At 41.4% G+C, this 24725-nt stretch carries 18 protein-coding genes, 1 tRNA gene and 1 pseudogene; 7 read left to right on the plus strand and 13 right to left on the minus strand.

The window, feature by feature from the left end; genetic code table 11:
• Positions 1–16: 16 nt before the first annotated feature.
• The 5 genes from ACHFIY_RS17695 to ACHFIY_RS17715 form a co-directional block, all read right to left on the minus strand.
• Positions 17–607: a Spy/CpxP family protein refolding chaperone gene (locus ACHFIY_RS17695; protein ID WP_410847455.1), complete on the minus strand. Its 591-nt coding sequence runs from the start codon at positions 605–607 to the stop codon at positions 17–19.
• The gene (locus tag ACHFIY_RS17700; RefSeq protein ID WP_410847456.1) at positions 608–946 is read right to left on the minus strand and encodes a hypothetical protein; all 339 of its coding nucleotides are present in this window, start codon (positions 944–946) and stop codon (positions 608–610) included.
• A gap of 39 nt (positions 947–985) precedes the next feature.
• Positions 986–1546, minus strand: coding sequence for an RNA polymerase sigma factor (locus ACHFIY_RS17705; protein ID WP_410847457.1), 561 nt, complete (start codon positions 1544–1546; stop codon positions 986–988).
• 396 nt (positions 1547–1942) lie between these two features.
• Positions 1943–4324 (minus strand): M1 family metallopeptidase, encoded by a 2382-nt coding sequence (locus ACHFIY_RS17710; protein ID WP_410847458.1) that lies wholly within the window; start codon positions 4322–4324, stop codon positions 1943–1945.
• A 262-nt stretch (positions 4325–4586) separates the two neighbouring features.
• Positions 4587–5168 (minus strand): HupE/UreJ family protein, encoded by a 582-nt coding sequence (locus ACHFIY_RS17715; RefSeq protein ID WP_410847459.1) that lies wholly within the window; start codon positions 5166–5168, stop codon positions 4587–4589.
• 252 nt (positions 5169–5420) lie between these two features.
• Between ACHFIY_RS17715 and ACHFIY_RS17720 the strand changes: the two genes are divergently transcribed.
• A complete protein-coding gene (locus tag ACHFIY_RS17720; protein WP_410847460.1) occupies positions 5421–6023 on the plus strand; it encodes a DUF6702 family protein in 603 nt (200 codons plus the stop codon).
• A 27-nt stretch (positions 6024–6050) separates the two neighbouring features.
• Here ACHFIY_RS17720 and ACHFIY_RS17725 read toward each other — a convergent pair whose 3' ends face one another.
• Genes ACHFIY_RS17725 through ACHFIY_RS17740 form a run of 4 tightly spaced genes read right to left on the minus strand, consistent with a single transcriptional unit; the run spans position 6051 to position 9618 of the window.
• Positions 6051–7244, minus strand: coding sequence for a thiolase family protein (locus tag ACHFIY_RS17725; protein ID WP_410847461.1), 1194 nt, complete (start codon positions 7242–7244; stop codon positions 6051–6053).
• Positions 7245–7268: 24 nt separating this feature from the next.
• A complete protein-coding gene (locus ACHFIY_RS17730) occupies positions 7269–7721 on the minus strand; it encodes a GNAT family N-acetyltransferase (protein WP_410847462.1) in 453 nt (150 codons plus the stop codon).
• A gap of 17 nt (positions 7722–7738) precedes the next feature.
• A complete protein-coding gene (locus ACHFIY_RS17735) occupies positions 7739–8341 on the minus strand; it encodes a pseudouridine synthase (RefSeq protein ID WP_410847463.1) in 603 nt (200 codons plus the stop codon).
• 29 nt (positions 8342–8370) lie between these two features.
• Positions 8371–9618 (minus strand): DEAD/DEAH box helicase, encoded by a 1248-nt coding sequence (locus tag ACHFIY_RS17740; protein ID WP_410847464.1) that lies wholly within the window; start codon positions 9616–9618, stop codon positions 8371–8373.
• A gap of 1067 nt (positions 9619–10685) precedes the next feature.
• On the opposite strand from ACHFIY_RS17740, the gene ACHFIY_RS17745 reads away from it, so the two are divergent.
• Positions 10686–12509, plus strand: coding sequence for a T9SS type A sorting domain-containing protein (locus tag ACHFIY_RS17745; RefSeq protein WP_410847465.1), 1824 nt, complete (start codon positions 10686–10688; stop codon positions 12507–12509).
• Positions 12510–13185: 676 nt separating this feature from the next.
• Here ACHFIY_RS17745 and ACHFIY_RS17750 read toward each other — a convergent pair.
• Together ACHFIY_RS17750 and ACHFIY_RS17755 are read right to left on the minus strand one after the other, a co-directional pair.
• Positions 13186–14364 (minus strand): sialidase family protein, encoded by a 1179-nt coding sequence (locus ACHFIY_RS17750; protein WP_410847466.1) that lies wholly within the window; start codon positions 14362–14364, stop codon positions 13186–13188.
• A 1296-nt stretch (positions 14365–15660) separates the two neighbouring features.
• Positions 15661–16215 carry a fasciclin domain-containing protein gene (locus ACHFIY_RS17755; protein ID WP_410847467.1) on the minus strand — a complete coding sequence of 185 codons (555 nt, stop codon included), beginning with the start codon at positions 16213–16215 and terminating at the stop codon, positions 15661–15663.
• A 924-nt stretch (positions 16216–17139) separates the two neighbouring features.
• On the opposite strand from ACHFIY_RS17755, the gene ACHFIY_RS17760 reads away from it, so the two are divergent.
• Together ACHFIY_RS17760 and ACHFIY_RS17765 are read left to right on the plus strand one after the other, a co-directional pair.
• Entirely contained in the window at positions 17140–18225 is a 1086-nt protein-coding gene (locus ACHFIY_RS17760) for an NAD(P)/FAD-dependent oxidoreductase (RefSeq protein ID WP_410847468.1), read from the plus strand.
• Between the two features lie 182 nt (positions 18226–18407).
• A tRNA-Gly gene (locus tag ACHFIY_RS17765) sits at positions 18408–18480 on the plus strand.
• 95 nt (positions 18481–18575) lie between these two features.
• Here ACHFIY_RS17765 and ACHFIY_RS17770 read toward each other — a convergent pair.
• Entirely contained in the window at positions 18576–21992 is a 3417-nt protein-coding gene (locus tag ACHFIY_RS17770; protein WP_410847469.1) for a T9SS type A sorting domain-containing protein, read from the minus strand.
• 193 nt (positions 21993–22185) lie between these two features.
• Here ACHFIY_RS17770 and ACHFIY_RS17775 point away from each other — a divergent pair, with 193 nt between their 5' ends.
• The 3 genes and pseudogenes from ACHFIY_RS17775 to ACHFIY_RS17785 all read left to right on the plus strand — a co-directional run.
• On the plus strand, positions 22186–22458 hold the full coding sequence (locus tag ACHFIY_RS17775) for a type II toxin-antitoxin system HigB family toxin (RefSeq protein WP_410847470.1): 273 nt from the start codon (positions 22186–22188) through the stop codon (positions 22456–22458).
• Positions 22455–23390, plus strand: a complete 936-nt coding sequence (locus tag ACHFIY_RS17780; protein ID WP_410847471.1) for a hypothetical protein — start codon at positions 22455–22457, stop codon at positions 23388–23390. The genes ACHFIY_RS17775 and ACHFIY_RS17780 overlap by 4 nt, the downstream gene beginning before the upstream one ends.
• A 229-nt stretch (positions 23391–23619) precedes the next feature.
• Positions 23620–24114 (plus strand): annotated as a pseudogene (locus ACHFIY_RS17785) (transposase); the annotation flags it as partial.
• Positions 24115–24243: 129 nt separating this feature from the next.
• Here the strand turns inward: ACHFIY_RS17785 and ACHFIY_RS17790 are convergent.
• Positions 24244–24684, minus strand: a complete 441-nt coding sequence (locus tag ACHFIY_RS17790; RefSeq protein WP_410847472.1) for a hypothetical protein — start codon at positions 24682–24684, stop codon at positions 24244–24246.
• Positions 24685–24725 lie beyond the last annotated feature (41 nt).

Consider the following 24725-nt stretch of genomic DNA (forward strand, 5'->3'; position numbering starts at 1 on the left):
ATATTTTGCACCTGTTTTATTCCCGCAGTGGTGGCCTTTGCCCATCTTCCACTTGCGGTGGGCCATCATCTGGCGGGGGTGGGTTGCCATCACGGGGAGGTCCGTCAGGCCTGCCACCCATCCCCCTGCGTGGAGGGTGTTGCTGTGGCGGTGCCATCATTCGCACAGTTTGTACAATAACGCTGTCAAATTTTTTTTGCTGCTGTGGAGTGCATAATTTCCGTACTTCTTGAAAATGATGGAAACCAGCTATGTCTATTTCTGCTTCCACAGTATTTGCTTTTGCAGCAGCAGCCTTAATTTTATTTTCTGTAATGCTTGTATCACACAATAAACTAAAATAGGCTTCTTTGGCTTCTTTTAGCCTCGGCTTTATTTCCCTTATTGTTTCTTGGTGTTGCTTAATCAAGGCTTGGTATGCCCGCTGTTGGTTGCTGTCAAACGCCAATTCTTTAATCAAGAATGCAGCCGCCCCACCTTTATTGCCCATTGGAGGCATATTGCCTCTCTGGCTTGTTACCCAAAAAAAGCAAAGTGTGGTTATATTTGCAATCATCAACAGCAATACTGCAACAGCCCACCATCTATTATTATTGATTTGTTTCATTTAATTATTTTTAGCATCACTATAAATAGTAGCGGTAGATAAATCGTATTCTTCTACAAAATTTTGCAATGTTGCTTGTTTGTCTGCCGTTTCATTGGTTGCTGCCGTTTTGTTTTTTACCATTTTATTAATGGCAACCATGTTCAAAACCAAAAACAAGGATAAAGTGCCAATAGCAAAAGCAGGTTGAGCCAAAAAAGCCCCCCAACTCTGCCAGATAGGGATAGATTGCCGCTGCTGTAACCTTGCCAGCAAACGGGTTTGGAAGAAAAACGGTGCTTCTGCCTTGGACATTCCGTCCAAACTATTTAGTATATCATCTATTTCTTTATTATTCATAACAAAATCATTTAATCATACATAAAAATATACAACTTACTACCTCATACCTGCCAATTCCTTCCTCAAATTTTGCTTTGCCCTATGTAAAAAAGCTTCTACCGATGCTACTGTTACCTGCATTACCTCGGCTATCTCCTGATAGCTTAGCCCTTCAACTTTGTTTAGCGTAAAAGCTACTTTCTGGTTTTCGGGCAATGCCATCATAGCCTTGAACAAAAGAGCGGCTTTTTCCTTGTTTTCAATGGCCACGCCCGGATGGTGAAATTCGGGAGGGTCGTGCCGGATGGTATCGACTATGCCAAAAAAACTTTCAACCACGGCAAACCTTTTCTTCCTGCTTTTACGTCGTTGCCAGTCTAGCGACTTGGTTACAGCTATCCTGTATAACCAAGTTGACAATTTAGATTCACCTTTGAACTGGCCAATGGATTGATACACTTGTACAAACACTTCCTGTGCCACGTCTTCTGCATCCTCCCTGTTTTGCAAAATGCCCAGCACAGTATTGAACACAATATGCTGGTAGGCACTTACCAGTTGGGTAAATGCCTGCCCTTCTCCCTGTTGCAATTGTTGTATCAATATCGGTTCGTCCAAATAATTACCGCTTTGCTGGATGTGAAATAATCATGCTAAAACTAATACTCCTATTGCAAATTTCACAAGGCATACTTGCATTAGTACTACTCTAGGTGCAAGTTTGTTTAATCTGCCACGAAGGCACCAAGACACCAAAAGGCACAAAGTTTTAAGGGAAGACTAAAAAAAAAGAAGAAAAATTATGTTATCAATACCTTTTAACCTTCTTTTTCTTAGTGTTGCTTCGTGTTTTTGTACCTTTATTGCTAAAAGCATATTCGATGTGGTGAGTAGTACCCTTAACTTTAATATAAGTATGACGCTGGTTATAGGAAAAACCTTTGCACTCAAAAATAAAAAAGCCGCCAAAGCATAAAACTTTGGCGGCTTACAATTTTTATAACCATAATCTCTTTACTTATTCTTTTGCTCAGTCGAAATCTGCATTGGGTTTTTTTCGGTTGGCACAGCATTGCGTGGGTTGGCACTGTTTAGTTTGTACAATGCAAACCTGCTCGGTGCTGCATCTACATTTCCCCAAGTATTGTTGCTTTCATCAATATCTGCTGTTTCCTTCAATGGATCCAACAACATGCTTGTTACTTTTTTGGCAGTTAAAAACACTTTGCTTACACTGTTTTCGTTCTTCCTCCATACCTGTGCGGGTATCCTTTCTATCTGTGTGCTGCCATCTTCAAATGTAAATTGCAGGATTATGGGCATTACCAAGCCCCCTTTGTTGCTAAATGCCACTTCATACAAGTGCATAGAAGCATACTTGTTTTTTTCCTCGTCATTCAAAGCCTCTGTTGCTGGCTTTACTTTAGGCAAAGCAGGGTTTATGGTGCTGTCGTAAGGTTCAATGCCCCTGTCGTACCGCCAGTAAAAATCACGAAGGGTAGTGTCTCTATCCACTTCAAAAACAATGCTTTTGTCTTCCCTGTTCCTTTTCATAAAAGTACCGTCAAACGCTGGCACTTGCGGAGCAATGCCTGCAGGCTTAGGGCCTCTTCTTTGCAGGTTGAGTGATGGGTCGTAAACAGCATGTTTTACAGAGTCAATAGAAATATCGCAAGGGTCTGTGCCATAAAACCAGCCACGCCAAAACCAACCTAGGTTTTCTGCGCTTGCATCTTCCATCGTCCTGAACAAATCTGCGGGGGTAGGGTGCTTAAACGCCCAGCGCCTTGCATATTCCTTGAAAGCATAATCAAACAATTCCCTGCCCATAACGGTTTCACGCAATATATTCAATGCAGTAGCAGGCTTGCCATAAGCATTGCTGCCAAAGTCGTTGATGTTTTCACTGTTGGTCATGATAGGTTCCAACTGGTCTTTGGGCAATTTCATGTAGTTGGTAATATTCCAGGCTGGCCCCCTTTTAGACGGGAATTTATTGTCCCACAATTGTTCCGTAAGAAACTGGCAAAAGGTATTCAGCCCTTCGTCCATCCAACTCCACTGGCGTTCGTCGCTGTTTACAATCATTGGGAAGAAGTTATGCCCTACTTCGTGCATAATTACGCCCAACATGCCATTTTTTGAAGTTTCTGTATAAGTGCCGTCTTTTTCTGTCCTGCCCCAGTTGAAGCAAATCATTGGGTATTCCATGCCATTGCTTGCTTCAATGCTTTGTGCCACGGGGTAGGGATAGGGTATAGTGAAATGCGAGTAGCTCCTGATGGTATGTGCAACCGCTTTGGTAGAATACTTGCGGTACAAGCCATAAGCTTCTTTGCCATAGGCACTCATGCACATTATTTTTTTGCCTTCCACATAGGTTGGCATGGCATCCCAAATAAACTTACGGGAACTGCCCCAAGCAAAATCCCTAACGTTGTCTGCCTTGAAAACCCATGTCTTAGTAGCTGTTGCAGGATTTTTTTCTGCTGCCTTGGCTTCGTCTAGCGTTACCACTTCCACAGGCTCTTTGGCTGCCTGGGCTGTTTTCCAGCGGGCTTGCTGCGCTGCGGACAATACGAGTGGGTAATTTTGGCATTCACCTGTGGCCATTACCACATGGTCTGCCGGAACGGTCATGGCTACTTTAAAATTGCCAAAAGTCAAGGCAAATTCGCCCCTGCCAGTAAACTGGTGGTTTTGCCAGCCTTGGAAATCGCTGTACACGCAAAGGCGAGGGTACCATTGGCTCATGGTAAACAAGTAATTACCATCCTCAGGGAAATATTCGTATCCGCCACGGCCGCCACCGTTCATACGGTCAGAAATTTTATAGCTCCAGTTTAGCTTGAAAGCAAATTGCTGCCCGGGTTTCAATGCCGCTGGCAGTTCTATGCGCATCATCGTTTTGTTGACGGTATATTGCAAAGCCTTGCCGTTAAGGGCTTCTGTTAGCTTTAGAATTTTGTCGCCATAGCCATTGTCTATTTTGGCGTTTTCCATTTTTTGCAAGGTTGCCAAAGGCATTAGCTTGCTAATGGCTGTTGCATCTTGGTAGTTGGCATTGTTGATAGAGCTGTGCTGGTTTTCATCCAGTTGCAGCCAAATATAAGTTAGCACATCTGGGCTGTTGTTGTAATAAGTAACCAACTCGCTGCCTGTAAGTACTTGTTTTTTTTCGTCTAACGAGCAGGTAATGTCATAATCGGCACGTTGCTGCCAATACTTAGGCCCCGGTGCGCCGCTTGCCGTACGGTACTCGTTGGGCGTAGGCAATATAATGCCCAAGTCCTCAAACTTATTGGCATGGCTAGCCCCAGGGTTGTTCATGATGTTTTGTGCATTTGCACCGAGGCAAGATGCTGCCAAAGCCAAGACTAGAAACTTTTTTATCATGTATATCTTAATTTTTGATTAATTAAATTGCCACAAAGGCTCAAAGGCACGAAGTAATACAAAGTTTTAAATATTCTTTACTTTTTTAGACCTCACCCCCCGCCCTCTCCAAAGGAGAGGGAGCCAGTCTCTGACAGAAAAAAGCTGCTTTTTTTAAAAAGTTTAAAAAACTACCCTTCAAAAATCTGTGCTACTTTATTGGTTATTGTAACCCTAAATACCACAACTGATAGTTGTGCGTAACACAAAACTCATAACAATCCTAAAATGGCCACTGCTGCATTATCATTTGCATGGCTAGTGCAAATATGCCCCCGCTGCAATATAAAATATATTCCCTTCGGTTTGTGTTCAGCAACCCGGTTATAATATAAGTCAACAATAAAACACCACCTACTATAATCAATTGCCCTGCTTCTAAGCCAATATTAAACGCAAATAATTGCGCAATAATATTGCTGCCAGTGCCCAAAATACTTTTTAAGTAATTGCTAAACCCAAGCCCATGTATTAATCCAAAGAATAAAGCAAGCAAGTAAAACAAGGATATGTTTTTTCCAAAAACCATATTCTTTGCAAATACATTGCTGATGGCAGTGATACCAATGGTAACTGGTATCAAAAACTCAATCCACTTTGTAGAAAAATGAACAATGCTTAACACACTCAAAGCCAGCGTTATAGAATGGCCAATGGTGAAAGCGGTAACCAATACTATTATTTTCCGCCAATCAGTCAATTGGTAGCGCAGGCACAAAGCCATAATGAACAATATATGGTCTATGCCTTGCCAGTCTGCAATGTGCTGCCGGCCTAGTGTAAAGTATAAACCAAAATCGCCCACTTGAAGTTATTTTGAATGTTGAAATTTAAATTTTGAATTGGGGGCAAACAAGTGCCATTTTTCTGTAGGCACGAAGGCTCAAAGTGGCACTAAGGAAATAAGAAAAGAAGGGCAATTCTGTTATCCAATGAGTATTGAACTTCTCTTCTTTGTGCTTCTTCGTGTTTTTGTGCTTTCGTGGCTAATATCATTCGGATGCAAAATATTGAAAATTAATAAGCACTTTTGCTTTGCAAATAATAATATCCCCGAATGGTAAATATATTGGTTAGATGGTTTAGTTTGGCAATGTTGGTATTACCCCCGTCCCCTAAAGGGGAGGTAGAGACCTCAGCCCAACCCTACCTCACCCCAGCCCTCTCCGAAGGGAGAGGGGGCAGGAACCAAGGAGAGGGGCAAGGAGATAGGATTCTTATGCACCCCTTTTACCTTTCAATGATCGAGATAGACCACAATGCAAAGGAAAAAACGGCCGAGATAAGCATCCGCATTTTCACGGAAGACTTGGAAGGGGCTTTGCGGAAATTTAGTAATACAAAAATAGATTTACTGCACCCAGCAGATAAAGCAGCCACAGAAAAAATATTGAATGCTTATATACAAAGCAAATTTCAGCTTACGCTAAACGAAAAAGCAGTAACCCTGCATTTTGTGGGCTATGAACAGCAAATAGAGAGCATCTGGACTTATTTAGAGGTAAAAGACGTTCCTATCTTTAAAAAAGCGAGCATCAATTGCAGCTTGCTGTACGACTACCAGGACAAGCAAGTGAATATTTTTCATGTAAAAGCCAATGGCACCGAAAAAAGCAATAAACTAGATTTCCCTAAAAATGGGGTGGAGTTTGAATTTTAATGTAGATTTAAGGAGTATTTATTTCATTTACAGCCCCTCAAAAATCATACTTGCACCTTGACCCACCCCTACAGACATGGTAGCAAGCCCATATTTGGTATTCCTGCGTTTCATTTCATGTATCAGTGTGCCAATTATCCTTGTGCCATTACTGCCTAAGGCATTTCCCAAGGCAATAGTGCCGCCATTTACGTTCATTGTTTTTTCATCTATGCCCAAATCTTGGATACAGGCAAGGCATTGCGATGCAAAGGATTCGCAAAGTTCTGTCAAGCCCATGTCTGTTATTTTCAAGCCTGCCCTTTGCAATGCTTTTTGGGTGGCTGGCACTGGCCCAATGCCCATAATATCTGGGTGAACGCCAGCTATGGCCATACTGGTTATCCTTGCCAATGGTTTTAGGTTGAATAACTTTACAGCTTCCTTACTTGCCAATAGCAACGCTGCTGCCCCATCGTTGATGGCACTGCTATTGCCAGCAGTTACGCTGCCATTGGCAACAAATGCAGGTTTTAATGCCGCCAGTTTTTCAAGCGTGGTGCTCCTTGGTTGTTCGTCCTTGCTAAAAAAAGTCGGTTCTTTATTATCAGATAGCGGTATGGGTATCAATTCATCTGTCCACTTGCTGGCAGCTAATGCGGCTGCATATTTCTGCTGCGATTGCAAGGCAAAAAAGTCCTGTGCCTCTCGGCTTATGCCCCATTGCTTGGCTATGTTTTCTGCTGTCTCGCCCATATTGTAAGGGTGGTACATTTTGGCTAGTTTCTGGTTGGTAAACCGCCATCCAATGGTACTGTCTATCATTTCCATCTTACGGGTAAACGCACCTTCACTTTTTAGCATTACATATGGTGCCCTAGTCATACTTTCCACGCCACCTGCAATGTACAACATGCCTTCGCCACACATAATGGCCCGGGCAGCATCCATTACAGACTGCATGCCGCTTGCACAAAGGCGGTTTACGGTATTGCCCCCAACGGACACTGGCAAGCCAACCAATAAGGCTGCCATGCGGGCAATATCCCGGCAATCCTCACCAGCTTGGTTGGTGGCGCCAGCTATTACGTCTTCTATTTGAGTAACGTCTATCGAAGGGTTCCTTTCAAGCAAAGCCTTGATGGCAAACGCCAGCAAATCATCCGGGCGTATCATGCTCAGCTTTCCGCCATATTTCCCGATGGGTGTGCGGACGGCATCTATTATATAAGCAGAATTCAAATAATTAGGAATTATGAGTTATGACTAAAGTCGATATACATCTGGATTGTGTTTTTGCATCATCCTTTTGTTTTGCTCGTCTGAAACTTCTGCCCAGCCAAATTGCTTGTACAATCCATGGGCATCATGCGTTGCCAGCATCCAACGCCTTAAACCCTGCAAGTCGGGATGGGCATGTATGCTTTGCACCAACCATTTTGACAAGCCTTTGCCACGATGCTTTTCTACTATAAACACATCTGCCAAATAAGCAAATACAGCCCTGTCGGTTATTACCCTTGCAAAACCTATTTGTTTATCGCCATCATAAACCCCAAAACAAAGTGAGTTGTTAATAGAAGTTTGCACAGTTGCCAAAGGGATGCCCTTTGCCCAATAAGATTCCTGCGACAGGAACTTGTATATTAGCGCAATATCCAACAAAGCTGGATTGGTATTAATAAGAAGGTTATTATTTTTTACTTCGTAATGTTCCATTTAAAAAATGTTGAATTTTAAATGTTGAATTTTGAATTAGAGAACAAGTGTTCAAACAAAGTTACCCTATCCATTTCCTTTATTTCCCCTGGTTTAATCCCATCAATGGTTAACTTTTCTATCCTGTAACGTATCAATCGCAAAGTGGGGAAGCCAACAGCCGCAGTCATTTTACGCACCTGCCTGTTTTTCCCTTCTTTTAAAATGAGTTTCAACCATGGTGCTGGTATTTCTTTCCTAAACCGGATAGGTGGATTGCGTTCTGGCACCAATGGAGGCTCTGTAAAAAGGCTTACCGTGCAAGGCTTGGTATAATAAGTTTTCCCGTCAACATTTATGGCTACGCCTTTTTGCAATATTTCAACTGCTTCATGCGTGGCATTGCCATCTACCTGCACCCAGTATTCACGCTCATGGGCAAACAAGGGGTTTAGCAAGCGGTTGTTTAGTTGCTTGTCATTGGTTAAAATCAACAATCCCTCGCTATCATAATCTAGCCTGCCTACGGGGTACACATCTTTGGGTACGTTAAAAAAATCTGCCAAGGTTTGTTTGCCATCCTGTGGCGAGAATTGGCACAAGACCATGTAGGGCTTATAAATAATATAATAATGGTGCATGTTGTTTCTTTTGCCCCAAAGGCACAAAACTACCTCCTCCTGCCAGCATTGGGTTGGTTAAAGTTCCTTCTTTTGCCATTGTTGTTGCCATTATGCCTGCCGCTGCCGCCATGCGGCCTTTTCAGCCTTGGCTCGTAAGGTGGCGTTGTGCCAAATTGCTCGGGCATCGTGGCTTTTTCCACAGGCTTGCCCAATAATTGTTCTATTTCTGCAAAGCTGGTTTGTTCTTTTTCGTTTACCAAGGTTATGGCCATGCCATCGGCCTCGGCACGGGCGGTACGGCCAATGCGGTGCACATAGTCCTCGCCATCGTGTGGCACATCGTAGTTTACAACTAGGTCGATTGTGTCCACATCAATGCCCCGGCTCAGTATATCCGTGGCAATAATAATGGGGATGCGGCCACTGGTAAAGCCTTGCAGCACTTCCTCCCGCTGGCTTTGTTCTAGGTCGCTGTGTATCTCGGCCACTTTCATTTTGGCATGTTGCAGTTCGCGGGCCAGTTGCTTCACGTCTTGCTTGCGGCCGCAAAACACCACGGCAGCACGGTGGGGTATGGTTTGCAGCAAGTATTTTACCAAAGGCAGTTTTTGCGGCTCGTGTAAAATATATGCACGTTGCACAATTTTTTCTGGTGGTTTGGATATGGCAATGTTTATTTCCGCAGGTTCGTGCAGGATAGTCCTAGCCAGTCGCCTTATTTTCTCGGGCATAGTAGCCGAAAACAATAGGGTTTGCCTTTTCTTAGGCAAATGGCTGATGATGGTATTAATATCGTCTTGAAAGCCCATGTCCAGCATACGGTCGGCCTCGTCAAGCACTAGGAACTGGATGCTGCCAAAGTCCACATAGCCCATTTTTAAATGCGCCAATAAACGGCCCGGCGTGCAAACCACAATGTCTGCCCCTGTTTGCAGTGCTTTTTTCTCGGCAACAAAATTTTGCCCATCGCTACCACCGTAGATGGCAATGGAGCTGATATTGGTAAAATAAGAAAGCCCCTCTATCACTTGCCCAATTTGTATGGCAAGTTCCCTGGTGGGTACCAGTATTAGGCCGCTCACCTTCGTAGAATGATGGTGGCCAATTAAATGGTTCATCATGGGCAGCAGGAAAGCGGCTGTTTTGCCCGTGCCTGTCTGGGCAGAAGCTATCAAGTCTTTGCCAGCCATGATGATGGGTATTACCTGTTCTTGTACTGGGGTGGCATTATCGTAGTTAGATGCCTCGATACCTTCTAATAAGGTGGGGTGGAAATTAAACGCTGTAAACTGCAAAATGATTATGTTTTTGTAAGTGCAACTGAATTGCCCTTTTTAAATATGATGGGGCTAAAGATAACTGAAAATTTGCTAATGTTTTTTATTGGTTTTTTTTGTCTAATTCTTTTTTGGCGGTGCTGGTACACGGCAACATATGGTTTGATGCAAACTTGATAGGGACAAATCAAAAATTTATAGCCCATTTTCAGGGGTATTGCCTGCTTGGTTTGACTGGCTTTTGGAAGCCCAAATTTAGTTTTGAGGTCTTTTTGAAACATAACTCATTGAAATACAGTGTTTTATGTTTTTTACGAGTGCGTATTTTATGCATATTTTGTGCTTATTTTATGCTTATTTTGTGCCTATTTTGTGCCTATTTTGTGCCTATTTTTCGCAGAAAAGTGCGTACTTTTTGGATGTTTTTTGAGCAAAGATGTAAAATGTCATAACATTTTTTTTGTATATTAAAAATAAGCACAACGGGCAGCGAGCCAATACGAGGCTAACCACAAAAACCCTCCGAGGTTTCAAAAACCTCGGAGGGTTTGAATACACAGGGTCTGTGCTAATGAAAACAAGGGACCATATACTACAAAGTTCGGTTTGATTTGGAATCCATGCAAAAAAACAATCCTATATGGGGGAAATATGCCCCCATGAGCAGCCCAAAATGCCCCTATGGTGGGGGAATTTTGTATTGCAATAACAATTGTAAACCAAGCAGCACTTCCAAAAAAACCTCCGAGGTTTTGTCAGGAGGGGGCTTATAGTGTGCGGGTGGAGGCGTAGGTTTGAAATATTATAACAAGCTGGCACATGATCTCTGACCTGTGCCTAGCTTTTCCTATCTTTAAGATATTGGCAAGCATCGCTAAAATATTCAAAGCAAAAAATAAGTAACATGGAAGCACAAGCCGGAAAGCCTGCGTGAGAAAAGTTTTTTTAAGGCATTAGAATGTTGTCGACATGATGATTTTTTACATTTATTGATAGTCCAATTCTGATTCAGGTAACTCCGAGAAAGTAACCGCACCTTTATCATCTGGCTTCTTCCTATTATATTTGCTAAAACAACAAAAACGATGGGTACAAAACTTTTACTACAGAAATATTTTTGCAGTATTTTTTTAGTTATTCTTATCCTTTCGGCAAACAAAGCAACTGCACAGTATGTGAACATTCCTGATAGTAATTTCAAGAATTGGGTATTGGCCAATGTTCCTCATAAATCTAGCAAAACGGATATTACCGTTGTAGAAGCATCTATATATAGCGCAGGTATTAACTTATCAAACAATTATTCTGGTTATAACATTAAAGATTTGACAGGGATAGAAGCTTTTATAAATATAGACTCTTTAAATTGCGGGTTTAATAAATTGACTAGCTTAAATCTATCATCGAATACAAGACTAAATTACTTAATTTGTTGGAACAACCAATTAACCAACCTAAATGTAAAATCAAATACCCAACTTGTCGTTTTGCAATGTAGTTCCAACCAATTAACTAGTTTGGATTTATCATCCAACAACTCGCTTGCTTTTTTAGATTTCAGTACTAATCAAATTGCCAGCATAGATTTATCATCCAACAAATTACTCACTTATTTAGATTGTTGGGATACTCATTTAACCAGGTTGGATTTATCGAAGAATACAATACTTACGCATTTAGACTTTGGCAACAACCAAATTGCCAGCATAGATTTATCAGCTAATACCGAGCTTACTTATTTGATATGTGGCATTAATAAATTAACCAGCCTAGATGTGTCAAAGAATACAAAACTTTATCAATTTGGATGCAACAATAATCTATTAACTAGTTTGGATTTATCAGCAAATACAGTACTTACTTCTTTTTATTGTGACTACAATCAAATAGTTGGCTTGGACGTATCAGCTTGTAAAATACTTGATTTTTTTAAGTGCAATGATAACCAATTAACAAACTTAGATGTATCGAAGAATACAATGCTTAACTATTTAGATTGCAATGATAATCAATTAAGCAGTTTGTCTGTTTCAGCCAATACAGTACTAGATCATTTAAATTGTATTAATAACCATATATCAAGCTTAAACGTATCAGCCAATAAAAAAATTACTGTCTTATGTTGCAGTACTAATACAATAAGTAACTTGGATGTATCAGCTAATACAAAACTTACTAATTTGCTTTGTTCTGGCAATCAATTAACAAGTTTAGATGTATCACTAAATACTTCAATTTCCTACTTATACTGTTACAATAATCCATTAACTTGTATTAAAGTCGCAAATGTGGCTTATGCAAATGCTAGCACAAATTATAAAAAAGACCAAGCTGCCTACTTCAGCACTAACTGCGGAAGCTTGCCCCTTGCCTTGCTTTCATTTGAAGCCAGTTATAATTATGTAAACAATAAAACACTTTTAAAGTGGTCTACTACGCAAGAAACAAACACATCTCAATTTGTGGTGGAAAGCAGTACCAATGGCATCACCTTCATCCATTTAGGCACTGTTACCGCAGAAGGGGTGGGCAATAACAATTATGGCTATACTGACCAATCCCAACTGGCCGCTCACCTAATTTATTACCGTTTAAAAATGATAGACAAGAATGGCAATTTTACTTACAGCAAAGTGGTTGAAATACTTTCAACGGTTAACGGTCGACAGTTAACAGTGTACCCTAATCCCGTAAAAGATGTATTGCATGTGCAACTAAATCATAGTAAATCAGAAAGCGCAACTGTACAAATAATGGATATGATGGGCAGGGTGCTGCAACAGCAACGTATGCTACTTTCTGCTGGAGCAAATAGCTTTTCATTGCCTTTGGCTAACCTATCAAGAGGCAGTTATGTGGTGCTAATAAAAGGTGAGGGCGTGGTGCAGAAGAGCTTTTTGAAAAACTAAGCAGTTGCTCCGCTAATCGCTGGGCGAGTTGTTAGCCTAGCGCATCGCGCCTAAAAAGACAAAAGGGATGCGCTAGCTAGTCCACGTCAACTTAACCCTATCTAAAAAAAATAGTGTTGCTGGTGCGCTGCCTATGTTGCGTACCCTTCTATGATTTACCGTAGCGAGTAACCACCCCGCCCTTCGGGCACCCCTCGAGAGCTAATGTGTACACACATCTTTTTAAACATCTTTAACAAGAGGGATTTAGGTGTAAAATAGAGGTTTTGCCTAAACTTTGCGTCCTTTAAGCGGAGCGTTTTACCTTTTGTTTGCATCCCCTTTGCGCCTTCTCTGCGTTTAATGGATTTGCGAACCTTTGTGGTTAAGCTCTTCTTTTTAGGTACAAAAAGATGCGTGTACACGGTAGCCAAATAGGGTAAGTGGTAAGTGGAAAGTAGTAAGTAAAGCGGCAAGAAGGCAAAAGGGACTTGGGAAACATGGATGAGTATATAAAAATATCTCGCTATACAATTGATGTTTGGCTAGCAACAACATCTTAATATAAAACATTAATACTATTTGTGCATTAGTGGCATACTATGTTTTATGCGATGGGCTATGCCCATCGCTAGTATATGACAACCCTTCGGGGCTTTACTGGGCTATTTTTAGGAAGGTCTCTTAAACCCATACCTTATCGTATTTTATTAATAATATTAGGCAAATTGTTTACAAAACCATTGATAATATCTTGTTCATTTACTTTGAGTACATTGATACTTGCTGTTCCATATCTATCAAAATCATATATAATATACATATCGCCATTATTGCCCTCGACCATATCAGGGTAGCTAACATTTGCACGCCCATCAATTAAAAGGCTATAAGGCCATGTAAGCCCGTTATCGTCCGATAAAAAAGCCTTGAGGTTAGTACGGCTTGTGCTATTATTCATAATTAATAGTAACCTTCCTGACTTAAGTTTCCTTAGATGAAACCTTGAACTAGTTGTTGCACCTAAAGCAGTAATTTTTTTACAATCAGTCCAATTAATCGCATCTTTACTTGAACAAGAATAAATACCGTATTTAGCAGTTCGAATCATTGCGTAAAAAGAATTATCCTTTAGTTGCACTATCATGTGTTCGTCAACAAACCTTAATTTATTGGCCAATGGAATTGCACCAACTTTTCTTAAATTAGTAAAACCATTATTTCCAATTTCAGCTTTATAAATAAAAGGCCGCTGCTTTATTGAATCATCAACATACCATCTAGCAATAGGAAAATAAATGCTCGAGGAGTCAGATGATATTATTGGCTTATTCATCATTACCCCAAGGGCTATGTTACTTGGGGGTGTTGCTACTAGCTGCCCTAAAAATTTATTATAAAAAAGAGAGGTAATCCATAAAGAACCCTTATCTATGGTGTCTTTATTTTTAGATACCCAATTTCGTGAAAAAGTAAGGGATATTTTTCCGTGTAAGTCATTCTGGAAACATGGGTCATATAACCTATTCGTATCATAATAGTTAGAATCATTTAGTGCTACAATCATTTTGTTATTTAGCCAAGTTTTGCCAGAATCTTCTGAAATAGAAACTGTAATAAAATTGCCAAGCCCCTCGCCTTTGCCTCCTGTGTACCACGCAGCATACATAATACCGCTATTATCCATGCCAATTGATGGTATTCCTTGCCATTTTCTTATTGTATATTTTGGGTTATCTTGTTGATTGTACAAAATCATACCATAAAAAGAAGTAAAAGGATTCTTAACAAAGCTATCTATACTTGGTACATTCACAATTTTATTGCACGCAATTGAAAATGAAAATACAAAGGAAATAATTAATAATTTATACATATACCGACTTCTTTTAAGTGTTTTACAAATAATGATTTAGTTATATTTTAATTTCATAACATTACTATTGCAACGGTATTTATATCAATGCTTGCCGAATAGGAAACATCCTTAAAATAAGTTGTTTTTTATAAATCCCCAAGATGAAGACATATGCAGAAATTCAAGAAGCATACCACAGAATAAAAATGAATTTTAATAGTATTGTTACAGAAATAATTATACATTAAGTAGGGTTTTTGTCATTTTAATTACAGGGTATTTAACGGGTTTTCTCCTAGCTAGTCCACATCAACATTATCCTAACTAAAACAATACAAATAAAAAAAGTGTTGCTGGTGCTTGCCTGTGGAACGTACCCTTCTATGGTTTCTCGCAGCGAGTAACCATCCCGTCTTCGGACACCCATCTACAGAGGCGTTATCATAACATAACTCATTGTAATACAGTGTTTTATGCTTTTCTACACTTGAATTTTTTATGGGTATTTTGTGCGTATAAAATGAGTATTTGTTCGTATTTTGTGAGTGCTTTTCGTGGAAAATCGAGTGCGTTTTGTGTATTTTTTGAGCATGGATGTAAACTATCTTGCCGTTTTTTTTTATATAAAAACAATCGCTACAGGGCAGCAAGCTATGGCGAGGCTAACTACAGGAATTGTGCTAATGAACCTAAGGAGCCACATACTACAAAGTTTGGATTGATTGTGAGCCAGTACCTTATATGGGGGAAATATGCCCCCCTAAATGCCCAAAAACGACCCCATGGTGGGGGCCTTGCAATAATAATTGCAAACCCACACCGCCGAAAGCCTCGGCTACGACAAAACTGCGGGCTTTATCTTCTTCTGCGCCCACAAGCCGAGTGTAGATGCGTAGGTTTTGGAATGCCATGACGGCTGGCACATGGTGTCTGACTTGTGCCTAGCCTTTACTTATTTTGAGCTATTGACAAGCATAGCTAAAATGTTGAAAGCAAAGGCTGGGAGGTCTGTGAGAGAAGGATGTGGTTGATAATGTGCAAGTACGTTTTAAAAACCATGCTACTACCTGCAAGGCCAATGATATTACCAGGCAGTTGTAAACCACTTTAGGTGCTATACCTTTAGAAGAAATGGATGTATTGATACACCCGCAACGCCAAGAATTAATTGTAAACCTAGAACATACCTATTTTGCCCAAATAAAATTGAAATAAAGTGTTAGTGGGCTTCTTTAGCCCTGTAAATAAAAAAAGCCCCGCAAGATAAAAATCTTGCAGAGCCTTGTTGTTGAGACAAAACACCAAACTCATATTTTAGATAGGCATTAATACCGTATCTATTACATGTATTACCCCATTGCTTTGGTTTACATTTGCAATGGTTACCATGCTCATTCCGCCTTTTTCATCGGTAATCATTACTTTTTTACCTTTAGTTGTAATTTTTAGTTTACCACCTTCTACAGTTGTTAATACACCTGTACCACCGCCTGCTTTTGCCAACTTCATCAAGTCTTTTGCACTGTATTTGCCAGCAACAACATGATAAGTAAGAATTTTGGTAAGGGTAGCTTTGTTTTCTGGTTTTACCAAAGTACCTACTGTGCCTTTTGGCAGCTTATCGAAGGCCTCATTTGTAGGGGCAAATACCGTAAAAGGCCCTTTGCTTTGCAAGGTTTCTACCAAGCCTGCTGCTTTTACGGCAGCAACCAATGTGGTATGGTCTTTACTATTCACCGCATTTTCTACAATGTTTTTTGAAGGATACATAGCCGCACCGCCAACTTCAACTGTTTTTTCCATTTTGTCTTGTGCCATAGATGCATTCAATACAAAGGCACTCATTAATAAAACGATCAACTTTTTCATAAAATTTATATTTATTTATTTCAGATACGGACAATTGATGGGTTTAGATTTTTGGCTTGGCAATTTTCTTTAAAGATTGGTGTTTAATACCTTATTAGAAAGGTATTTGAATATCAAAATCAGAGTTACTGGATTATATTAAAGCATGTAGAAATAACTAGTAACTAATTAAAACTGTAAGTACACGGGCTTAAAAATATCCCCAGCTATTCCACGCCAACTTAATCCTAATTTAAAACAATACAAATAAAAGAACTGTTGCTGGTGCGTGCCTGTGGCGCGTACCCTTCGCTCTTCCCTGCTGGGCATAATTGGCAACTTCCCGAAAGTTTAAACTTACGGGAAGTTTGTGAGCTGGATAGCGAAAGAAAGGGAGTGCGTTTCAAAATCTCGCTTTTTCTTGCAGCCCAGTAAGCATCCTATATGGGGGAAATTTGGGATACTCATGGGGGAAATATGCCCCCATATAGGATTTTTATTTTGGGCTTTATACATATCTATGCCAACTTTACCTTGAAAAAGGAACTAGCCACCTTAGCTTTAGCTCTTAATCGGATGTTAGTTGGGTTTGGAAAATGATAATTCACCATCAAAATCTGATCAGTTTATTATCAATAAATTATCATTCTACTATAATAAAACTATCATTCCATTATTAATACATTATCATAAAATTCACTTAAATTATCATAAAAAATGAAGCTTAAAAAAACATAAACAGATGAATATCAATGAGTTACAAGTAAAAAGAGAAGAAAGCAAAAAAAATAAATCAGTTGAAATATTCGCTTAGGCCTTCGCATTCGCTTCCTTTGTCCTGCTGGGCAGGATGATAGCCTAGCATATCCTGCCTAAACAGATCAAAGGGATTGCCTAATCCCATTCCTATACATAAACCCTCTTTCAGGCTATCTTTACACCCATATGGAAGTAGATTATATCATTGTGGGGCAGGGTATTTCCGGTAGTTTTTTAAGCTGGTATTTAATACAAGCAGGCAAAAAAGTAATGGTGATAGACCAGCCACAGCCCTACACTGCTTCCAAAGTGGCTAGTGGTGTTATCAACCCCGTTACAGGCCGCAGGATAGTAAGCACCTGGATGATAGAAACCCTGATGCCCTTTGCGTTAGATGCTTATACCAACATGGGTGAAACACTTGGCGCCAACCTTATTTCACAAGCCAATATCCTCGATTTCCATCCCACCCCACAAATGAAACTGGCTTTTGAAGAAAGACTGCCCGTGGAAAACAAGTATTTACGCTACCCCGACAATGCAACAGCATACGAACAATATTTTAATTATTACTTTGGCATAGGCGAAATAAACCCCTGCTACCTGATAGACGTAAACCTATTGTTGGATAATTGGCGGAAAGCATTAAAAACACAGAATGCCCTACTAGAAGAAACCTTCGACATCAACAAACTCGTCATTGCAAATAGCTCACCACTCAATACTCACCACTCACCACTTACGACTTACAACTTACGACTTACGACTAAAAAACTCATCTTCTGCGATGGTGCCGCAGGCTTCAATAACCCTTATTTCAGCCTATTACCCTACGCCAAAAACAAGGGCGAAGCCATTATAACCGAGATAAAAGATTTGCCCCGCAACAATATTTACAAGCAAGGCATCAACATTGTGCCTTGGAAAGACAACCTGTGGTGGATAGGTTCTACCTACGAATGGGATTTTAAAGACCTCAACCCCACACCCGCTTTCAGGGCAAAGGTAGAACAGCAATTGAGCCAATGGCTAAAACTGCCTTATACCATTGTTGATCATATTGCTTCTGAACGCCCGGCTAATTTAGAAAGGCGGCCATTTGTGGGCTTCCACCCAAAGCACCCCAATATTGGCATTTTGAATGGGATGGGTACAAAGGGCTGTTCACTCGCACCTTATTTCGCAAAGCAACTGGCAGACAACCTAGTGAATGGCACACCCCTATTGCCGCAGGCAGATGTGCAGCGGTTTAGCAAGGTTTTGAGCAGGTGATTAATCTGCCACTACCACAAGAAAACACGAATAAGCACAAAGTTTTAAGGAAAAAAGAGAGATAAGGCATGAAATCCTTTTTTCATCTTTGTGCTGCTTCGATTCTTTGAGTCTTTGTGGCAATATTAGTGTTGACTACTAACGAGTGAATTAAGTTTTTTATTAAATTTGCTCTACTACTAGCGGAAATAGCTCATTTGGTAGAGCACCAGTTTCCCAAACTGGAGGCGGCGGGTTCGAGCCCCGTTTTCCGCTCTAAACAAAAAGGGTGGTTGGCATTGCAAATGTCAACCACCCTTTTTATTACTATACAAAAAAAACTTACAACGTATAACTTACAACGTAAAACTTTATTTCACAAACAACTTACTCTGTCTCATATCCCCAAAATCAACAGTTACCGTATAAGTGCCGCTAGTTAGTTGGCTGGTATTTACATTGAATTGCTGACCGCCTTTAATAAAGGATGCTGCATTGTTTTGCAAAACCCTACCGCTCATGTCGGTAATCAATACCCTTGCCTGTTGGTTTGCCTTGGCATTGATGTTTAGGGGAAGCAAATTTACAACTGGGTTGGTTTTAATGGTAAAGAAATTAATGGCAGCTTGCCCCACATTTGCCGAGACAATATTTGAATAATGCCCCTTGCCATCTAGGTCTATTTGCAACAAACGGTAATAATTAATGCCGTCTATCGGGTTTTTATCTGTTATTGAATAGGTGTGTGAACCACTTGTTCCGTTGCCTGTAACCGAATCTATGGCAAAAAAGTGCATACCATCGGTTGACTTCTCTACCACAAACCATTTATTGTTTATTTCCGATGTGGTTGCCCAATCTACTGCTATAAATTTACTAGCAGTTACCGTTGCTTTCAGTGAAGCAAGCGTAACAGGCATTGTGCCATTGCTATAAGTGTACCAGATAGGGGAGGTAATGGTTTTGCTGCCCGCTATGGTAATTTCAGCATAGTAGTATGCCGTTGTATTATTAGGCAGGTTGATGTCAGTAAGGTTAAATATATACCCCGTGGCAGAGTCCACCATTACAGGCGATACGCCACTACCGGGTATGCCATACATTACAATTATCTTAGGCACGGCAGCGGTATTGGTTGGGTCAATGGCATATACGCTCATGGCGGGTGGGGTAGTGCCTGTGAAAATATTGCCCATTTGCTGGTTGTTCAGCGTAAACGTTACCCTAGTGTCGCAATCTTCCGTGGCGTAAAAATGCCTTGCCTTTAAGGCCGAAAGCATTGCTTTTGTGGTTAATGCCGTGGAAGCAATAGCTAAACGTGTGGTAGAAGTACGCCCAAAAGTGGTATAGTGGTTGTCATGATCCATAGATGGGCCTATATGGTACCCTCTGGCTAACAAACTTTTGAAATAAGTATAATATCCCAATGAAGTAGCAGGGTCTGTATAAGTGGTGTTGGTAGAGAAAGCAGGCCCGCTAGATACAGCTGCACCTACAATGGCACTATCAGCAGTAAGGTTAAAAGGAATGCCCGATAGGTTGTCATAATCGGTTGTGGATGGGTGTGCCAATAATGCAACGGTATTGTTGCCCAACGAATTGATGGTCGTAAACAAGCCCGATGTGCCGGTAGTGCTAGGCGTGCCTATATAATCGCTTTTAGGAACATAAATATTGTAGTTGTTGGTTTCCCAGCCAAGTAGTTTGTCGCTACCATATACCAATACATGCCCCCCGCCGCTGATAACGCCCCACTCCATGCCATAGAGGGCAAGGAAGTTGGAGGTAGTGGCCGCAGCAGCTTGTGCAATGCCTGGCTGCCAGTTGCTTACGTTCATGCCTGCACCAGCGTGGTTATGCTCCGATATGCCAAGGTAATCTAAACACAGGCTATTTTTGGCAAACGCATAATCCTGTGCAGGTATAAAGCTGGTGCTGTCTTTATTGCCATCGGAATAGCTGGAATGTGCATGGAGGTTGCCAAAGTATATATTGCTAAGCGGGGAAAGCAGCGTGGTAATGTTCCCTTGGAGTATAGTAGTTGTAAGGTATTTAGGCGTACCTGAACAAAATTTGTTTTCAGAGAAAATAAAGAAATAGTACGCTGTGCCTGCACTAAGGCCTGCGGCGGTAAAAGCAGTTGCTTTGCCATTGGCCAATACTTTTGCATTGCCTAATGTGCTTCCTACTGTATAGTTGCCGCCATCCTGTGGCAACTGGGTTAAAGTAGAAGCTGTGCCATATAAAACGAGGTAACTATCTGCCGAAGTGCTGGCTTTGAAATAGCCGTTAATTTGTTTGTCGGTAATAGTCAATTGCAGCCCTGTTGGCGCATTTGTGGGCGGGGCACATGTAACAACGGTACTGGTAGTAACCGATTTTGTTAATGGGCTAGTTTTATTGTAAGCAATGCCACCTGTGCAATTGAGGTTGTTAGCACCAAAAATAAAGTAGTAATAAGTAGTACCAGACGATAATCCGGCAGCAGTAAAGGTATTGCCTGGGGTAAATGCCACAATTGTGCCATTGTCCAATGTGCCATTTACCTTGTAAGTAGTTCCATTTACGGGCATTGTATTAAGCGTGGTAGTCGTGGTTCTCACAATCAAATAATTGTCTGCCGCATCGCCAGTGAAGCTGCCGAATACGCTTGAAGAAGTTATATTGCTGAATACCAAATCGGTTGGCTGTACAGCAGGTGCTGCGCAAGGCTCGCTGCCAGTAAGCGTGGTGGCCGTGCCTACCAATGGGCTGGCCGCAAGGTACAACGGCCCTCCTGAACACAAGTGATTCATACTGAATACAAAGAAATTGTAGGTTGTGCCCCCACCCAAAGCAGTAGCTGTAAAACTGTTGGTATTGGTGGTTGCCACTACCGATCCATCGCCTAGGTTATCGCCTATTGCATAGCTTTTGCCATCAACTGGGCCACTGCTAAGGCTGCTGTTTACGCTTGCTACAACCAAATACCCTTCAGGCACGGTGGCAGGTGCTGTAAACGATGCTTGCACGCTGCTGTAAGCAATTGTGTTTGCCGTAAAACCAGTAGGCTGTGCTTTGGGGGTGGTGCAAACAGATTGGCCTGTAGCAGTTACCTGCACATTATCGATACTTATTTTAGGGCGGGAACCCGTGGTGCCGCCAACGCCATTGTAGTAATAAAAACGCAAACGTGCAGTAGCCGAATTATTGAAAATAGCAGGTAAAGCCGCAAAACTGATAGTGCCTGAAGTAGCTACATTATTGGTAACATTCAATACCGCTGCGGCCGTTATTTCTGTAAAATTTGTGCCATCAACAGTGGCATATACCTTTAAAGAGCCATTGCGGTTACCATTATAGTTTTTTACTTCTGCCCAATCAAAACTTAATGTGCCAGCGTTTACGCCTGTAAAATCCATGAAAAAATCCATGGCCACGGCGGCTGTATTGTCAGTAGTGCCGGTGGCTACTAATTGTATATTGGCTGCCGCAGCCCTGTATAAGCCCGGCAAGGAACTTTGTGCTGTATAGGTTTGCCAACTGGTAGTAGCCACCGTTAATTTAGTTGCAGATGGTACAGTACCCGTGGTGCTGATATCGCAACCTTTCCATGCGCTTGCCCCAATACCTGCTGAAAAAGTACCATCCACAGGGGCAGTAAACACCCAATTGCTCACATCGGCAAAGGTTTCTTTATAAGTGAAATTTACCTGCGATGCCATTTTTATTGGCGATTGGGCAAAGCTTTGTATAGACAAAGTGAAAAAAAAGCAGGCAAAAGCAACTGAAAAGAGATGTTTAAACATAAAATGCGTTATTTACTAAAAATTTTGCAGGTCTGCAAAGTTAGGAGAATTGGGCTAATGGCAATAAAGGGTTGGGAAACTTCACCGATTGTTAATATGGGGATTGGTTTTGTTCGTAATAATTGTTGATTGGAATAAGGAAAGAATCACCTAAATATTTTGTTTTTGATAATTAAATACCCATTTTCATTACATGGTTATTATTACCAAAGCCAATGTCATTCAATTTTATGAAACAGATAGCAAAGCAAAAGAACCCTTGCTGAAATGGTATCATGAAACATTGGTGGCTGACTGGAAAGATTTTGCGAAAGCGATGTGCCGTGCTTCAAAAATCAGGATGCTGGAAAAGAAGCTGGGGGAGGTTACGGCAAGCAGGGACTTGTGGAAAGCAAAGCACAAGGCTTTATGTGCTGAAAAAAAAAGCCTGGCAAGCCGCTGGGGCACCAGTACCCCACTGCTTTGATTTGGCTGTGCGTATATATTTACTACCAGTGCCAGTGCAGCTACCGGGCATGCTCCGCCATTGTTGCTGGCAGTGCTTTGCTGCTGGGCTTAAGGTGCAGGAAGCCTAGCGCAAGCAGCATCCGCAACTGGGTTGTAAAGACAGGCTATTACGTTTATTGCCAGCCCCCAGCCAGTGGGGACTGGTGCCTCCTGGTCGATGAGAGCGTGTCGATCGGGAGGGAAAGGCTGTTGTTGATATTGGGTGTGCCATTGGGTGGATGGGGGTTTTCCAGGCCACTGTCCCAGCAGGACACAAGGGTATTGTACGTTGGCGTTGCGGAATCATGGAAATCCACCGCCATCGAAAAGGAACTGCTGGCCTTGTCCAAGAAATTAAAAGTTGGCTATTGCCTAAGCGACAGGGGGAACAACATCGTTTCGGCTGTTAAACGGGCAGGGATGCTGCATATACATGATTGCAGCCATGAATGGGCAAACCACCTGGAAACCTGCTATGCCGGTAATGAGGATTTCAAAGGGCTGATGGATAAACTGTGCAGGGTACGCAAGAAATGGGTATTGAGCAAGTACTCGCATTTGATGCCGCCTAAATTGCGTAGCAAGGCACGGTTCCTCAATGTATTCCCCCTGATAGAATGGATAGAAAATATTCTAGGGGCGTGGGGATCGGTGCCGCCTGAAGCGCAAGAGGAGTTGTCTTTCTTGGATACTTACAAGCCCCAGATCGAAGAATGGGTAGTATTAAAAGAGGTAATCAAATCAATGTCGCTAATCTTAAAAACAGAAGGGATGAACAAGGGCACCATAGACCGCTGCAGAAGCTTGCTGGACATAAAATGCACCATTGGGGCAACAAAGGAATTTAGCAGGCTGCTACAGCAAAGCTGGGAGGGGTATGCCGATTGCATGGAAGTGGAAGGCAGCAACTAAATCTGTTGCTCTGACATCATAGAATCGCATTTTGGGAAGTTCAAACAAAAATTAGGCAGCACGCAATCTATTACAGAAACTGTCTTGACAATGGGTACATGGTGCAAGGAGCTAAGACAAGATGAAGTTGAGCAAGGAATGGTAAATACCAAGCTTAAAGATATTGCAGCTTTGAAAGAGGAAAACACCACGGATTACTTATTGAAAAAAAGGAGGGTTTTCTTTGCCGAAAACTGTACGAAAAAGGCTGCCTGATTCTGAACAGCCTACCTGCGTGGTCCACCAGATACTCAACAACCTAAAATATGTGGCCAGCAAGGACCAAAAAGCTTTCATGGCAGACCTAAAGCCTGTTTACAAAGCCGATGACGAGCCGCAGGCATTGGAGGCTTTGGACGTATTAAAGGAAAAATGAGGGAAGAAATATGCCATCGTGACAAGTTCATGGGAAAACAATTGGCACAAGTTAAGCACCTATTTCAAGTACCCGGATGGTATAAGGAAGCTCATCTATACCACCAATACCATCGAAGGATACCACCGGCAAATAAGGAAAGTGACCAAGAACAAAGGGGTCTTCACCAGCGACATGGCTTTGCTCAAGCTCATTTACCTAGCCACCGAAAGGATACAAGGAAAGTGGACAATGCCATTATCCAACTGGGTAGTCTGTGCTGCACAGCTAAAGATTATATTTGCTGACAGGATGAAGACAGACATCTAGGCTTACCGTACAAAAGAGGCAATACCTTGCTCTGTGAGGGAGCCGTCACCGCCTCTTTTGTACTAAACCCTAATAAAATTTGACACAGTTTAATTTACAGACCCGAGGGGGAAACCCCATATGCTGCTATTACACTCGAACTTCTTTTGCTTTTTTGTTAAGGAAATCCATGATGTGGTACCCAACAAGTTTTGCGGTTGGCATGTCGACTTCCATGATGTATTTTGTAAGTTCATCAGCAACCATATAGTAGTACCTGATGTGAATTTTATTATTCATTTTTTCGATGCTACTGGCCATTTTGTGTATGTTGCCAATCTCGACTGTAGTAAGCTGCCTTTTTTCTTTTGTTGCAAGGTTTTGTATGTCTGTAATCATGTTGTAAAATTGGCCAATGATTTGATTGGCGGAGGTTTGGCGGGCTGCACGAAGAATGTGCCAATTGTCTTCTTTTGCCCATCGGGCAACCGTTTTTTCTGTTAATTTAAAGATCGCTACTACCTGTGCCTGATTGTGCGTGGAATTGATAAAAAAATCGGCTGCGTTTTTTCTTTGTTCTGCTTTTACCATTGTGAATTTTGATTTAAGTGATTAAAAGGGTGTGTTATTTT

It is taken from the genome of Parasediminibacterium schistidii (assembly GCF_046546515.1).
In the GTDB taxonomy this organism is placed as follows: Bacteria; Bacteroidota; Bacteroidia; order Chitinophagales; family Chitinophagaceae; genus Parasediminibacterium.

What these genes read in the sequence shown, in the direction of transcription:
- ACHFIY_RS17760 (WP_410847468.1), top strand. Translation starts at nt 17,140, where the DNA reads ATGGAAGTAGATTATATCATTGTGGGGCAGGGTATTTCCGGTAGTTTT.
- ACHFIY_RS17700 (WP_410847456.1), bottom strand. Translation starts at nt 946, where the DNA reads ATGAATAATAAAGAAATAGATGATATACTAAATAGTTTGGACGGAATG.
- ACHFIY_RS17730 (WP_410847462.1), bottom strand. Translation starts at nt 7,721, where the DNA reads ATGGAACATTACGAAGTAAAAAATAATAACCTTCTTATTAATACCAAT.
- ACHFIY_RS17710 (WP_410847458.1), bottom strand. Translation starts at nt 4,324, where the DNA reads ATGATAAAAAAGTTTCTAGTCTTGGCTTTGGCAGCATCTTGCCTCGGT.
- ACHFIY_RS17745 (WP_410847465.1), top strand. Translation starts at nt 10,686, where the DNA reads ATGGGTACAAAACTTTTACTACAGAAATATTTTTGCAGTATTTTTTTA.
- ACHFIY_RS17720 (WP_410847460.1), top strand. Translation starts at nt 5,421, where the DNA reads ATGGTAAATATATTGGTTAGATGGTTTAGTTTGGCAATGTTGGTATTA.
- ACHFIY_RS17770 (WP_410847469.1), bottom strand. Translation starts at nt 21,992, where the DNA reads ATGTTTAAACATCTCTTTTCAGTTGCTTTTGCCTGCTTTTTTTTCACT.
- ACHFIY_RS17750 (WP_410847466.1), bottom strand. Translation starts at nt 14,364, where the DNA reads ATGTATAAATTATTAATTATTTCCTTTGTATTTTCATTTTCAATTGCG.
- ACHFIY_RS17775 (WP_410847470.1), top strand. Translation starts at nt 22,186, where the DNA reads ATGGTTATTATTACCAAAGCCAATGTCATTCAATTTTATGAAACAGAT.
- ACHFIY_RS17790 (WP_410847472.1), bottom strand. Translation starts at nt 24,684, where the DNA reads ATGGTAAAAGCAGAACAAAGAAAAAACGCAGCCGATTTTTTTATCAAT.
- ACHFIY_RS17695 (WP_410847455.1), bottom strand. Translation starts at nt 607, where the DNA reads ATGAAACAAATCAATAATAATAGATGGTGGGCTGTTGCAGTATTGCTG.
- ACHFIY_RS17755 (WP_410847467.1), bottom strand. Translation starts at nt 16,215, where the DNA reads ATGAAAAAGTTGATCGTTTTATTAATGAGTGCCTTTGTATTGAATGCA.
- ACHFIY_RS17735 (WP_410847463.1), bottom strand. Translation starts at nt 8,341, where the DNA reads ATGCACCATTATTATATTATTTATAAGCCCTACATGGTCTTGTGCCAA.